The sequence below is a fragment of the Citrobacter sp. On2M genome (assembly GCF_018035235.1).
GTDB lineage: Bacteria > Pseudomonadota > Gammaproteobacteria > Enterobacterales > Enterobacteriaceae > Citrobacter > Citrobacter meridianamericanus.
This window is the reverse complement of the sequence record NZ_WPCV01000002.1, coordinates 933,535-947,404: the sequence shown is the minus strand read 5'-3', so window position 1 is coordinate 947,404 and position 13,870 is coordinate 933,535. Positions and strand designations below refer to the sequence as shown.

The following is a 13,870-nucleotide window of genomic DNA, read 5'->3' as shown; positions in this document are numbered from 1 at the left end:
CATACTTACCCTCTTTTGCATTGCAACAGGGATAGTCTTTCATGTCAGCAGTAACAGAAACACGGCCAGCTAAAAAGTGGGCGATGCCCGACACGCTGGTGATTATTTTTTTCGTCGCCATTTTGACCAGTCTGGCGACATGGGTAGTTCCCGTCGGGATGTTCGACAGCCAGGAAGTGCAGTATCAGGTTGATGGGCAAACCAAGACTCGCAAGGTCGTTGATCCCCATTCATTCCGCATTCTGACCAATGAAGCCGGTGAAGAGCAGTATCACCCGGTTAAATTCTTTACCACCGGTGATGAAAGTCCTGGCCTGATGAACTTCCCGTTTGAAGGGTTAACCTCCGGTTCTAAATTCGGCACCGCTGTTGGCATCATCATGTTTATGCTGGTTATCGGTGGCGCGTTTGGCATCGTGATGCGCACCGGAACTATCGATAACGGCATCCTGGCGCTCATCCGCCATACCCGAGGGAACGAGGTCTTGTTTATCCCGGTGCTGTTTATTCTCTTCTCTTTAGGTGGCGCAGTGTTTGGTATGGGAGAAGAGGCCGTCGCCTTTGCGATAATTATCGCGCCGCTGATGGTACGCTTGGGTTACGACAGTATCACCACCGTGCTGGTAACCTATATTGCCACCCAAATCGGTTTTGCCAGTTCCTGGATGAACCCGTTCTGCGTGGTGGTCGCGCAGGGCATTGCGGGCGTCCCGGTGCTTTCCGGCTCAGGTTTGCGTATCGTGGTATGGGTCGTTGCCACGATGATTGGTCTGACCTTCACGCTGGCCTACGCGGCGCGCATCAAAAAGAATCCGCTGCTGTCGCGCGTTCATGAATCAGACCGTTTCTTCCGCGAACAGCAGGATGAGGTCATTGAGCGCCGCTTCACGCTCGGCGACTGGCTGGTGCTGATGGTGCTGACGGGCGTGATCGTGTGGGTCATTTGGGGTGTTATCGTCCACGCATGGTTTATTCCTGAGATTGCCAGCCAGTTCTTCACCATGGGTCTGGTGATTGGCATTATTGGCGTCGTCTTTCGGCTGAACGGCATGACGGTCAACATAATGGCATCCTCATTTACTGAGGGTGCGCGCATGATGATTGCTCCTGCCCTGCTGGTCGGTTTTGCCAAAGGGATATTACTGTTGGTAGGCAATGGTGAGGCGGGCGATGCCAGCGTGCTGAATACCCTGCTGCACAGCATCGCCAACGGTATTAGCGGTCTGGATAACGCCATTGCGGCGTGGTTTATGCTGCTGTTCCAGGCAGTGTTTAATTTCTTCGTCACTTCCGGCTCCGGGCAGGCTGCGTTGACCATGCCGCTGCTGGCACCATTGGGTGATCTGGTTGGCGTAAACCGTCAGGTCACCGTTCTGGCATTCCAGTTTGGTGACGGATTCAGTCATATTATCTATCCTACGTCGGCATCACTGATGGCAACGTTAGGCGTTTGTCGGGTGGATTTTCGTAACTGGCTGAAAGTAGGCGCCACGCTGTTAGGACTGCTGTTTATTATGTCCAGCGTGGTGGTGATTGGCGCGCAGATAATGGGTTACCATTAAAAAAGATTGCCCGGCCTACACGATTTCTAGACGCTGTAGGCCGGATGAGCCGATTCTATTCAGCTTCTTCCTGATTTTCAGCTTTCGCCCCTTCATTCTTGGCGTTGCGGGTCATCCACAGCGCCAGGGCTTTCAGTGAGTCCGGCGTAAATTCGTCGCAGCGCGCGGTGATTTCTTCGGGCGTCAGCCAGCAAACTTCACTGACCTCTTCTTCCTGAAGCGCAAACGGTCCATGGGAAACACAGCTAAACAGCCCGCCCCATACGCGACAGTTCTGGTCTTCAAAATAAAACTGCCCATGCTCGGCAAACGGTACGCCCGCAATCCCCAGTTCCTCTTCCGCTTCACGGCGCGCTGAGTCCAGTAACTGTTCGTCAGCCTGCACAACGCCGCCAGCGGTAGCATCCAGCATACCGGGCAAAAAATCTTTTGTCTCAGTACGACGCTGAACCAGAATTTTGCCCATACCATCGTGCACGACGATATATGTCGCACGATGACGTAAGCGCTGCGCCCGCATTTGTTCCCGGCTGGATTGTGCGATGACTTCGTTGTCTTCATTCACAATATCCACCCATTCCGTACTTGCCAAACGACGCTGTTCCACCATCAGGAAACCTTCTTTTTTCTTGCGCTCTTACGGCGCGTTTATGTTTGTGGGGTAAATTACGGATTAATCTCGACCTGTGCAATAATACTTTGATCATTGAGTGCCATTACGCTGAGAACATTATCATCCAGAATCCCGTAACTTGCCGCAAAGTCCCCTTTCGGGATGCTTACCGAGCCAGGATTGAAGTGATAAATGTCTCCTTGTCGCTCAGCGACGGGCAGATGAGTATGTCCATAAACCAGCACATCTCCCACGTTTAGCGCAGGCATATTTTGCGGACCAAAAAGATGTCCGTGTGTCAAAAATAATCGCTGGTTTTCTGTCAGAATTTGCTGCCACGGCGCTGTCATCGGAAAATGCAGGAGCATCTGATCCACTTCGCTGTCGCAATTGCCACGTACCGCGATAATCTGCGCTGCCAGCTCGTTCAACCGCTCGGCAACCTGCGCGGGCGCATAGCCTTGCGGTAGTGCATTGCGCGGCCCGTGGTTTAAAACATCACCCAATATCACCAGCCATTGCGCACCGCTCGCGGCAAACCGTTCGAGTACGCGTTCCGTGGCTGGCAACGAACCATGAATGTCCGATGCGAACATCAGTTTCATCACTCACCCCTCGTTGAAAAGTACCTTGTAATGATACTGGATTACGACCCGTTTTTCAGCAGGAACGCTTCGCTGAAAGCGCGATAAAACGCTGGATTGAAGCGCGCTGCCACTGGAAGGCGGCGTATTCTGCAAGCGCTTCTGGAACCTCATCACCGTTAAGGACCAGACGATTAAGCATTAGCGCTAAATCGCAGTCGGCGATACACCATTCACCAAATAAATTCTGTTTACCGTGGCTCAGTAAACTGCTCGCAGTGGCGAACAATTTTTCTGCACTGGCTTTTCCGGCTTCGCTCAATGGCGCTTTTTTCACGCCAGCAAAAACCACATCCGTTGAACGTTCTTCACGAATAGGCATCAGATCGCTGCGGATCCACGCCTGTACCTGGCGAGCCCGCGCGCGTTTTTGCACATCATGTGGGTAAATACGCTCCCACTGCGGCGGCGCAAAGCTATCTTCCAGAAATTCAGTAATCGCTGATGATTCACTCAGCTCGAAACCGTCGATTTCAAGAACCGGTACGCGGCGCGTCAACGCATACCCTTGCCATGAAGGTTGCAAGTGTTCGCCGTTGTTGAGATCAACCGTTTTCAGCGTAAAAGGCAGTCCTTTCTCTTGCAGAGCGACATAAACAGACAGCACGTAAGGGGAGAAAAAATTGGCATCTGACCACAGCGTAATTGCAGATTTGCTCATAATGTCCTCTGAAGTGTATTGGCTTGCTTTCAAAATATAGAGTCTTTCTCTCGCTGTCACTTGATGAAAACTCACGTACGCCAACAAGCTCTATACTTGTTATGACCCGGTTCATGACAAAAGGGACGCTGAAAATGATCGATCTCTATTACACCCCATCGCCAAACGGTCACAAAATCACGCTGTTTCTTGAAGAGGCACAACTGCAATACCGTTTGATTCATGTCGATATCAGCAAAGGCAATCAGTTTCGCCCTGATTTCTTGCAGATCTCGCCGAACAATAAAATCCCGGCCATTATCGACAGTGCCCCGATGGACGGCGGAAGGCCCATCAGCTTGTTTGAGTCCGGAGAAATTTTACTCTATCTGGCGGAGAAGAGCGGTAAGCTGCTGAGTGGTGAATTACGTGAACGTCACACTACGCTGCAGTGGCTGTTCTGGCAGGTCAGCGGCCTGGGACCTATGTTGGGTCAAAATCATCATTTTAGCCATTACGCCCCACAAACCATTCCCTACGCCATTGAAAGATTTCAGATTGAAACTCAGCGCCTGTACAACGTGATGAATAAACGACTGGAAACGTCCCCATGGCTAGGAGGCGATCACTACAGTATTGCCGACATTGCCTGCTGGCCGTGGATCCACGCCCATCAGCGTCAGCGCATCGACCTCGACAACTACCCGGCGGTCAATAACTGGCATGAACGCATTCGTACGCGTCCTGCGACTGAACGCGCCATGCAGCACGCACAAATCGAGAAGCGATGACGCAATTCGGTTCTCGTGTATCATGCAAAGGTTCATACATGGAGGAAACCTGCAATGTCACAACCTGACGCTATTATTCGTATAAAAAACCTTCGTCTGCGCACCTTTATCGGCATCAAAGAAGAGGAGATCCTGAATCGCCAGGATATTGTCATCAACGTTGCCATTCACTATCCGGCAGACAACGCCCGTACCAGCGAAGATATCAACGACGCGCTGAATTATCGCACTATCACCAAGAGCATCATTGCCCACGTGGAGGGTAACCGCTTCTCATTGTTAGAAAAATTAACTCAAGATGTGCTCGATATCGCACGCGAACATCACTGGGTCACTTATGCTGAAGTGGAGATCGATAAACTTCATGCATTGCGTTACGCCGACTCAGTTTCCATGACGCTGAGCTGGCAGCGCTAAAACATAACCCGGGAGGCGACATGCAGATTCTGATTACCGGCGGTACTGGCCTGATTGGGCGTCATCTGATCCCCCGCCTGCTGGAGTTGGGGCATCAGATAACCGTAGTAACCCGTTCTCCTGATAAGGCGCGTCAGATTTTCGACTCCCGGGTTAGGCTGTCCAAAGGGTTAGAAGAGCGGCAAAATCTCAATGATATTGATGCCGTCATTAACCTTGCCGGAGAGCCGATTGCCGACAAGCGCTGGAGTGCGCAACAAAAGGAGCGTCTGTGCCAGAGTCGCTGGGGGATTACGCAGAAACTGGTCGATTTAATTAATGCCAGCGAGACGCCGCCCGAGGTGCTCATCTCCGGTTCCGCCACCGGTTACTACGGCGATTTGGGCGAGGTTGTGGTCACGGAAGAAGAGCCGCCGCACAACGAATTTACCCATAAGCTATGCGCCCGCTGGGAGCAAATTGCCAGCACCGCGCAAAGTGACAAAACCCGCGTGTGTATGTTGCGTACCGGCGTGGTATTGGCCTCTGCTGGCGGGATTCTCGGGAAAATGGTCCCGCCATTTCGTCTTGGCTTAGGCGGCCCTATAGGTAATGGACGCCAGTATATGGCCTGGATCCATATTGATGATATGGTCAACGGCATTATCTGGCTGCTGGATAACGATCTGCGCGGCCCCTTCAATATGGTTTCACCGTATCCGGTACACAATGAGCAGTTTGCCCACGCGCTGGGCCATGCCTTAAACCGCCCAGCCATTCTGCGCGTTCCCGCTGGCGTAATACGTCTACTGATGGGCGAGTCTTCCGTGCTGGTTCTCGGCGGACAGCGGGCGTTACCCAAACGCCTGGAAGCGTCCGGTTTTGCATTTCGCTGGTACGATTTAGAAGAAGCGCTGGCGGATGTGATCCGATAATCCCGAAGCCCTATTCATGGTCGCCGTTGTGGTGGTAAGGTTATAGACCAGAATTCCGCAATGGCGACGTTATGGCGATAATATCGACTCCCCGACTTACCCTCTCCTTATTTAAATTTTCTGACTGGTCATTTTTCCAGAGATTACGTGAATGCCCGGAAGTCATGCGTTATATGGGCGACATTGCCCCGGCGAAAGATACGCGTCTGTTATTCGCCAGACGTCTGGCTGCACAGCATACTTTCGTCATCCGCGAACATAACAACTCAACGCCTCTTGGCGATATTGGCCTGCAGATCAGTCATTTATACCCACACGAGGCCGACCTCGGCTACGCCATCTTGCCCGAAGCTCAGGGAAAAGGGATTGCCAGCGAAGCCGTGACGGCGGTGTGCCAGTACGCTTTCGAGCACACGGCCGTCACGGCGATAAACGCTTACGCACTCGCGGAAAATAAGGGTTCTGTTCGTATACTGGAAAAAACGGGCTTTGTGCGTACGCAGGTACTGGAAAAGGCGTATGAGATTGATGGCATCGCATACGACGACTGGGTTTATCGCCTGGAGCGCGATGCGTTTAAGCTGTAGTGCCCGGAAAGCGTAACGCCTCCGGGCAGCTCACTTATTTCAGCGAGCCCTTGAGAAACTGCTGCAAGCGCGGGCTTTGCGGATTACCGAATACCTGCTCCGGGTCGCCCTCCTCCTCAATTTTCCCCTGATGCAGGAAAATCACGTGCGTGGAGACATGCCGAGCGAATCCCATTTCGTGGGTCACGACCACCATGGTTTTCCCCTCTTCGGCCAGCTGTTGCATAATGCGCAGCACTTCGCCTACAAGCTCTGGGTCAAGCGCCGACGTAGGTTCATCAAATAGCAACACTTCCGGTTCCATCGCCAACGCCCGTGCAATGGAGACGCGCTGCTGCTGTCCGCCAGACAGGTGCACCGGATATTTGCCCTGCGCGCGCTCATCAATGCCCACTTTAGCCAGATACTTCACTGCTCGTTCGCGGGCTTCTTGTTTGCTCAGCCCCAACACCTGGATCGGCGCTTCCATCACGTTTTCCAGCACCGTCATGTGGCTCCACAGATTGAAGTGCTGAAAAACCATCGTCAGTCGCGTACGCAGCAGGCGCAGCTGATTTTTGTCCGCAACCTTGAGCTGGCCATCTTTGTCACGCACCAACCCAATGTTCTGACCACTGACCACAATCGTCCCGGCACTTGGCTTCTCAAGAAAGTTAATGCAGCGCAGGAAGGTACTTTTACCGGAACCTGACGAACCAATAATACTGATAACATCACCCGCATTGGCCTGCAGCGATACCCCTTTCAGCACTTCATGTTCGCCGTAGTGCTTATGTAAATCGATAACGTTTAATTTATTTTCAGACATCGTGTTACTCGAATCATTTAGAGGATACATGCTGCAACCAGCGTTTTTCCGCTTTACGGAACAGACTGATCAGGACATACGAAATAATCAAATACAGTACAGCGGCAATACCGAAGGCGGTAAACGGCTGATACGTTGCCGAGTTGATATCACGGGCGATCTTCAACAAATCAGGCACCGTGGCGGTAAATGCCAGCGCCGTGGAGTGCAGCATTAGAATCACTTCATTGCTGTATGCCGGCAGCGCAATACGCAGTGCGGAAGGTAAAATAATGCAGCGATACAGTTTAAACGACGAGAAACCGTAAGCCCGCGCGGCTTCAATCTCACCATGGGGTACAGAACGAATAGCCCCGGCGAAAATCTCTGTGGTGTAGGCACAGGTATTCAGCGTCAATGCCAGCACGGTACAATTCAGCCCACTGCGGAAAAACGCGTTAAGGAAGTCCGTTCCTTTGACGATCTCCAGCGTATACATCCCGGAATAAAACACCAGCAGTTGAACGTACAGCGGCGTGCCACGAAAAATATAGGTGAACAGCCAGATGGGAAACTGGATAAATTTATTACTGGAAACGCGACCAATCGCCAAAAACAGCGCCAGAATCCCGCCCATCACCACCGACGAAATCAGAAGCCAGAGAGTGATAGCAACGCCAGTGTAACGATATCCATCAGTCCACAGCAGGGACTTCCAGTATTCCTGAATAATCTCAATCACAGGTCAGCCCTCTTCACACCCACGGAATAGCGGCGCTCAAGGTACAGCAGCACACCATTAGATACCGTGGTAAACACCAGATAGATGACCCCGCACACCACGGCAAAATAGAACGGCTCCCAGGTACTTTTCCCGGCAAGCTGAGTGGCTTTCACTACGTCCTCAAGTCCGAGCAACGACACCAGAGCCGTGGCCTTAAGAATGACCTGCCAGTTGTTGCCAATCCCCGGTAAGGCATAACGCATCATCGCCGGGAACATAATGCGGCGAAAGATTTGTGAGCTGGTAAAACCGAATGCCGTCGCGGCTTCGATATGGCCTTTTGGCACGGCCATAAATGCGCCACGAAATGTTTCGGTAAAATAGGCGCCGTAGATAAACCCGAGCGTAATAATACCCGCGACCATTGGATCGATATCAATCTGGCCGATACCGATTGCATCGGTTATGGTATTCAGCGCAATTTGTAACCCGTAGAAGATGAGCAGCATTAAGACAAGATCGGGCACTCCGCGGATAAGCGTTGTGTACCCTTCGAAAATAAGCCCCATTGCCCGCCTTTGCGACAGCTTAGCTCCCGCGCCGACAAGACCTATCAGAACCGCCAGTACCACCGAGCTGAGTGCCAGCTCAAGCGTAACAATTGCGCCCTGTAAAATAACACCTGAAAAGCCATACAACATGCTGCCTGTCCTGTCGTGTGTGGTGGAGTAATAAGCCTCTTTTGATTTCAGACTAACCGTTAAATGCCGGATGGCGGCTTTGCCTTATCCGGCCTACAAAATTACCGTAGGCCGGATAAGCGCAGCGCCATCAGGCGTAAATTCAACGCGTCAAAAATCTACGGGCTTTATCAGCACCTGCGGTGATTAACCGCCGTAAACATCAAAATCGAAGTATTTTTTTGCCAGTTTCTCGTAAGTCCCGTCAGCGCGCATTTCAGCAAAGGCTTTGTTCAGTGCTTCGCGCAGCTCGTTATCGTCTTTGCGCAGCCCCATACCGGTACCCACGCCGAATAACTTCTCGTCTTTCACAGACGGGCCGCCGAATTTGTAATCTTTACCGACCGGCTGTTTCAGGAAGCCTTCGCTGGCCGCGACTTCATCCTGGAATGCGGCGTCAATACGCCCTGCTGTCAGGTCAGAATAGATATTGTCTTGTCCCTGATAGGAGACAATTTCAATGCCTTTTGGCGCCCAGTGTTCGTTGCCGAACGTTTCCTGAGTTGTGCCCTGCAGCACGCCAACACGTTTACCTTTCAACGATTCAATGGTCGGCTGAATAGCAGAATCTTTAGCGACAACCAGACGCGAGTCGGCTGCATAAAGCTTGTCGGTAAAGGCGATTTCCTGCTGACGTTTTTCAGTAATGGAAAGCGAGGACATGATCGCATCGATTTTCTTCGCTTTTAGCGAAGGGATCAGCGCGTCCAGCGGGTTTTCCACGAAGGTACATTGTGTATTGATACGTTTGCACAGCTCTTTTGCCAGATCGATATCAAAACCGACTAATTCACCCTGCGCATTTTTCGATTCGAACGGCGCATAAGTCGGATCCGTACCGATACGAATTTTTTGCGGAATGGCGGCAAATGCTGCGGTAGCACTGGAGAAAGCCAGAACCAGAGAAAGAGACAACACCAGTTTTTTCATAACTATCCTCAACAGACTGTCTTTTATAGGGGATCTTTACAGGACCAGGTGCAGTTATCGTGCCATTAATCAGGCCGACAAGGCAAAGCATTCTGCCCTGTCGGCGGTATTTATTTGCATGAAAAGCGCTTAAGTATGCACTCATGCTTATTATGTCAGCGACAACAGCACCAAAACAGTGCACTCAATGTATTATGCACCGCAATAGTTACCCGCAATGGTGCAGTCAATTCCCCGCTGCGACGTATTAATCGCCGTAGACATTAAAGTTAAAATACTTACTCGCCATTTTGTCGTAAGTGCCGTCTTTGCGCAGTTCACCCAGCGCTTTATCAAAAGCAGCTTTCAGCTCGGTGTCATCTTTGCGCAAACCAATCCCGGTTCCGTCGCCAAAGTATTTTTTATCTTTCACCGAAGGACCTGCAAAGTCGTAGCCCTTACCGGCAGGCTGCTTCAGGAAGCCTTCGCTGGCCGCGACTTCATCCTGCAGCGCTGCGTCAAGACGCCCCGCCGTCAGGTCAGAATAGATGAGGTCCTGGTTCGCATAGGCCACCACATCCACGCCTTTGCTACGCCAGTTGTCATTGGCATAGGCTTCCTGAGTAGAGCCTTGTAGCACACCAACGTGTTTACCCTTAAGGGAATCCAGAGTCGGTTTAATCGGAGAACCTTTCGCGGCGATCAGACGTGAGTCTGCTGCGTAAAGCTTGTCGGAGAACGCAATCTCTTGCTGACGTTTCTCGGTGATAGAAAGCGAGGAGATAATGGCATCAATTTTTTTCGCTTTCAGCGACGGAATTAGCGCATCAAAGTCGCTGGCAACCCAGGTACATTTGATCTGCATGCGCTTACACATCTCATTTCCCAGATCGATATCAAAGCCGACAAAGTCGCCTTTAGCATCCTTAGAGGAAAAAGGTGCGTACGTTGTATCTGTACCAATACGAACCGTCTGCGGAAGTGCTGCGTGGCTGGCCGCGGTGGCACAGAGTCCTACCAGCAAAGACAAAGCAAGAACCGTCTTCTTCATACATAACCCTCAGGTGGCGTAATTTTATTATGTTTTACGTTGTGTTGTGTGTTTGCAGACTTTTTCATGCAGGTCTTATGCCATTTTGGCGTCGATGAGGATATTCGACGTTAAATATGTTAATAAAACGTTGCAACAATGTCCTGATTTTGAAGATAGCAGGTCTGGCGGTTGAACCGCAGCGTTTCGTTGGGTTTTAGCGAATTAAATGTTGAGGATATGATCGCGGTTACAAAATTGCCCTGAAACAGGGCAATGGATGTTTCTTTGCACGCGAATAGAACGGATTACGCCCCTTGCCAGCGGGTGAACAGATCCTGCGCAAGGGAGATATCAAACTGGTCAAGTACGCGGTTAACCGTTTGATTAATCACATCATCGAGCGTTTGCGGGCGATGATAGAATGCCGGGACAGGCGGCATAATCACCGCGCCAATTTCTGCCGCCTGGATCATCAGCCGCAGATGCCCCAAATGTAGAGGCGTTTCACGCACGCACAGTACCAGCGGACGACGTTCTTTCAACACCACATCTGCCGCACGGGTAAGCAACCCATCGGTGTAGCTGTGGACGATGCCGGAAAGCGTTTTAATTGAACACGGCAGGATAACCATTCCAGCGGTCTGAAAAGAGCCGGAGGAGATGCTGGCGGCAATATCTCGCGAATCATGAGTCACATTCGCCAGGGCCTGCACGTCGCGCACGGAGAGGTCCGTTTCCAGCGCCAGCGTCTGCCGGGCAGCGGCGCTCATCACCAAATGGGTTTCCACATCGGTAACGTCACGCAAAACCTGTAGCAAGCGCACGCCGTAAATTGCCCCGCTTGCGCCACTAATCCCTACAATGAGTCGTTTCATTTTACTTTTCCATCACTTGATGGGCTAACTGTGCCGTATTTCTTTACCGCAGACAACCTGGAATCACTCTCCTCTTCAGTCCGCAAAGCAGGTTTTAGCGCATACCATGAAACCAGAATACAAACCATAAAAGCCAGTTCTACCAGCATGATCACGCCCCCTTTTTCACTGAACCAGGTTCCCACCATAATGGCAACATTTGTAACAATAACAAACCTGGCCATCCAGGGAAAAAACGGTGAACGATAGCGCAGTAAATCAGGGGAATACTTCCCGTCATTCACAGCCTTGCGAAACTGATACTGACACCAGCCAATAGTAATCCACGCCAGACAACCCACCTGCCCGGTACTGGCAATCAACAAAATATAGAATTTCTGTGCAGGAATATAGCGAGTCAGCATCGATACCAGAGCCAGCATTACTGTTATCAGAATAGCGTAAACAGGCACACCGCTGGCGTTAGTCCTGGCGAAAAAACGGGGGGCGAAACGGTCGCCCGACATTGACCATAACATGCGTGAACTGGCATAGATTGCGGAATTCGCCGCTGACACAGCAGCAGAGAATATGACTAGCGTCATCAGGACATCTGCGCCAGGCATACCGACATGTGAGAATACCCACACGAAGGGGCTGGTTCCATCGGGTATCTTTCCCTGCGGATAAACCAACGCCAGAACAGCAATCGCCAGACCGTAAAACAGAATAATACGCAGACCGATTCCAAGAATCACCTTGGGTAAGACACTATGCGGCGACTCCGTTTCGCCTGCCGCGTTTCCAACCAGCTCAACGCCCTGGAACGAATAGATGACGATTGTCATGCAGACCAGAATTTGCTCCCATCCGTGGGGAAACCACAATCCTCCACTTTTTAACGTTGGATGCCAGTTCGTGTCTCCTGACAGCGAGAAGATCATTACCCCACCCGCCGCGATAAAAAGCACTATCGCGAAAACTTTAATCGCAGATAACCAGTATTCACATTCGCCGAAACTTTTCGCCGAACAGAGATTGATCAGCGTTAACACGACAAGAATGATAAGACAGAAGAAGTGGATAGGAATAACGGGGAAAAATTGATGGGCAATGAAGCCCGCAGCAGTCAGATCCGCCGCCAGGGAAAACACCCAACTCAGCCAATATAACCAGCCAATGGTATAGCTCCAGATGGGATTGGGCATGAACATCAACGCATAATGCTGAAATGAGCCTGAGTGGGGAAATGCGCAGGACAGTTCGCCAAGGCACATCATAGTTGCCAGCATAATCGCACCAGCGAACAGATAAGCCAACAATGTTCCAGCTGGTCCAACGCTATTCAGCGGTTCGGCTATGCCGATAAACAAACCTGTACCGATTGTCCCGCCGAGCGACATCATCAGCAAATGACGCTTTTTGAGGTTTCGTCGTAATCCATTTTCAGGTTCGACGGGGGGTAGCGCTTGCAGGGTACTCATGGTCACTCCCTGTCTCAGAAAGGGTCAGAGACGCCGCCACATATGCACTACTGTGGCGGCAGTGGCTTAACGAATAAACCGCGTGGCAACGCCCTTCGTCTGACAGGCCATCAGAAGCCCTGTGTAGTCGAGTTCAAAGCGGATGATATCCCCGACTTTCAGCGGCTGCTCGCATGCTTCAATATCCACCAGCGTATGATCGCTGGTTTGTCCCAGAATGGTGATATTGTCATCGCAAGGCACACAGTTATCGGAAGGGACATCCTGTCGACCAAATGCCAACAACGCCCGCAAACGCGTGCCATGATCGACAAAGGTTTTTGTTTGCAGAAAGGCGTCTACGCCAAGTTCTCCAACGGGTATTGTTGGCTTGCTGTTCAGCTCAATAATCTCTGCCTCAAGGACATACATGTCGGAACAGGCTTTTTCCACCGGTTTTGTAGAGTGATGAAATTCATTCAGATACTTCATCTCGACATATTCAATGCCGAACTCATGTAGCCCCCCAATACGCAGGTGGTTTAACCCCTTAGGCCAAATACCTTTATCCAGTAAATGGTAGCTGGTGCAATTACCGGCAGAGAGTCGGCGAACTGCCACACCGCTGTCCTGCTCGACTCGTGCGGCCAGTGCCAGAAAATCTTCACCATTTTTTACCGTCGGCAAGACCGTGCCATAGCAGTTGAAGTTGGTTCCCAGGCCATACAGTTCCAGGCAAGGCAATTCCTGAATGAGCCGGATGGTGCTGAGAATGTGTGAATACTCGGTGAACCAGATACCTTCGCGTAAATCCCCCATATCCACCATCAGCAACACCTGATGCGTTTTCCCCTGGCGTTGGGCTTCCTGAGATAGCGCCCGCAGGATGATGGGTTCGCTGTTCAGACTGATATCGGCATAACGGATAACATCTTCAATCTCACTCAGGCAAGGACTGCGGAGCAGACAGGTTGTACAGCCGATTTCACGGATTTTTTTCAGGTTATAGGTCCGCGATTCTGCAATCACCTTAATGCCGCCATCAAATACCGCCTGTGCGGTTTCAATACAGCCATCAAAAACTTTATTGACGGCCATGACCTCAATCCCACTGCTGGCTAACAGCGCTTTTTCCGTTCGGGCATTTTCTTCCAGCTTGCGTAAATTGATTTCCAGGATTGGCATATACATT

At 51.2% G+C, this 13,870-nt stretch carries 16 protein-coding genes; 5 read left to right on the top strand and 11 right to left on the bottom strand.

Translation table 11 applies throughout. The features are described 5' to 3' along the window. Positions 1–41: 41 nt before the first annotated feature. Entirely contained in the window at positions 42–1,562 is a 1,521-nt protein-coding gene (gene yfcC / locus On2M_RS06675; protein WP_048211065.1) for a putative basic amino acid antiporter YfcC, read from the top strand. Positions 1,563–1,617: 55 nt separating this feature from the next. Here yfcC and yfcD read toward each other — a convergent pair whose 3' ends face one another. The 3 genes from yfcD to yfcF are packed head-to-tail and all read right to left on the bottom strand — an operon-like array spanning position 1,618 to position 3,480. Then, on the bottom strand, positions 1,618–2,172 hold the full coding sequence (gene yfcD / locus On2M_RS06670; protein ID WP_151219930.1) for an NUDIX hydrolase YfcD: 555 nt from the start codon (positions 2,170–2,172) through the stop codon (positions 1,618–1,620). 56 nt (positions 2,173–2,228) lie between these two features. Beyond that, a complete protein-coding gene (gene yfcE, locus On2M_RS06665) occupies positions 2,229–2,780 on the bottom strand; it encodes a phosphodiesterase (RefSeq protein ID WP_151219931.1) in 552 nt (183 codons plus the stop codon). Between the two features lie 55 nt (positions 2,781–2,835). Further along, positions 2,836–3,480 (bottom strand): glutathione transferase, encoded by a 645-nt coding sequence (gene yfcF, locus On2M_RS06660; RefSeq protein WP_210904532.1) that lies wholly within the window; start codon positions 3,478–3,480, stop codon positions 2,836–2,838. A gap of 134 nt (positions 3,481–3,614) precedes the next feature. On the opposite strand from yfcF, the gene yfcG reads away from it, so the two are divergent. From yfcG to On2M_RS06640, 4 genes are all read left to right on the top strand, one after another. Beyond that, the gene (gene yfcG, locus On2M_RS06655; protein ID WP_151219932.1) at positions 3,615–4,250 is read left to right on the top strand and encodes a GSH-dependent disulfide bond oxidoreductase; all 636 of its coding nucleotides are present in this window, start codon (positions 3,615–3,617) and stop codon (positions 4,248–4,250) included. A gap of 54 nt (positions 4,251–4,304) precedes the next feature. Then, positions 4,305–4,667 carry a dihydroneopterin triphosphate 2'-epimerase gene (gene folX, locus On2M_RS06650; protein ID WP_151219933.1) on the top strand — a complete coding sequence of 121 codons (363 nt, stop codon included), beginning with the start codon at positions 4,305–4,307 and terminating at the stop codon, positions 4,665–4,667. Between the two features lie 20 nt (positions 4,668–4,687). After that, positions 4,688–5,581: a TIGR01777 family oxidoreductase gene (locus tag On2M_RS06645; RefSeq protein ID WP_210904531.1), complete on the top strand. Its 894-nt coding sequence runs from the start codon at positions 4,688–4,690 to the stop codon at positions 5,579–5,581. 71 nt (positions 5,582–5,652) lie between these two features. Further along, positions 5,653–6,168, top strand: a complete 516-nt coding sequence (locus On2M_RS06640; RefSeq protein WP_151219935.1) for a GNAT family N-acetyltransferase — start codon at positions 5,653–5,655, stop codon at positions 6,166–6,168. A 34-nt stretch (positions 6,169–6,202) separates the two neighbouring features. Here On2M_RS06640 and hisP read toward each other — a convergent pair whose 3' ends face one another. The 8 genes from hisP to On2M_RS06600 all read right to left on the bottom strand — a co-directional run bounded on the left by hisP (position 6,203) and on the right by On2M_RS06600 (position 13,869). Continuing rightward, positions 6,203–6,976 carry a histidine ABC transporter ATP-binding protein HisP gene (hisP, locus tag On2M_RS06635; RefSeq protein WP_061068225.1) on the bottom strand — a complete coding sequence of 258 codons (774 nt, stop codon included), beginning with the start codon at positions 6,974–6,976 and terminating at the stop codon, positions 6,203–6,205. 13 nt (positions 6,977–6,989) lie between these two features. Continuing rightward, a complete protein-coding gene (gene hisM / locus On2M_RS06630; RefSeq protein ID WP_003028116.1) occupies positions 6,990–7,697 on the bottom strand; it encodes a histidine ABC transporter permease HisM in 708 nt (235 codons plus the stop codon). Next, positions 7,694–8,380, bottom strand: a complete 687-nt coding sequence (locus On2M_RS06625; protein WP_210904530.1) for a histidine ABC transporter permease HisQ — start codon at positions 8,378–8,380, stop codon at positions 7,694–7,696. The genes hisM and On2M_RS06625 overlap by 4 nt, the downstream gene beginning before the upstream one ends. Positions 8,381–8,566: 186 nt before the next feature. After that, complete coding sequence (gene hisJ / locus On2M_RS06620; RefSeq protein WP_003028120.1) at positions 8,567–9,349, bottom strand: histidine ABC transporter substrate-binding protein HisJ; 783 nt, start codon at positions 9,347–9,349, stop codon at positions 8,567–8,569. Between the two features lie 247 nt (positions 9,350–9,596). Then, the gene (gene argT, locus On2M_RS06615; RefSeq protein WP_187253466.1) at positions 9,597–10,379 is read right to left on the bottom strand and encodes a lysine/arginine/ornithine ABC transporter substrate-binding protein ArgT; all 783 of its coding nucleotides are present in this window, start codon (positions 10,377–10,379) and stop codon (positions 9,597–9,599) included. 287 nt (positions 10,380–10,666) lie between these two features. Further along, the gene (locus tag On2M_RS06610) at positions 10,667–11,236 is read right to left on the bottom strand and encodes a UbiX family flavin prenyltransferase (protein ID WP_210904529.1); all 570 of its coding nucleotides are present in this window, start codon (positions 11,234–11,236) and stop codon (positions 10,667–10,669) included. Beyond that, complete coding sequence (locus tag On2M_RS06605; protein ID WP_210904528.1) at positions 11,233–12,699, bottom strand: amino acid permease; 1,467 nt, start codon at positions 12,697–12,699, stop codon at positions 11,233–11,235. Before On2M_RS06605 ends, On2M_RS06610 begins: the two co-directional genes overlap by 4 nt. A 66-nt stretch (positions 12,700–12,765) precedes the next feature. Beyond that, positions 12,766–13,869, bottom strand: coding sequence for an alanine/ornithine racemase family PLP-dependent enzyme (locus On2M_RS06600; RefSeq protein WP_151224770.1), 1,104 nt, complete (start codon positions 13,867–13,869; stop codon positions 12,766–12,768). Between the last annotated feature and the right edge of the window lies 1 nt (position 13,870).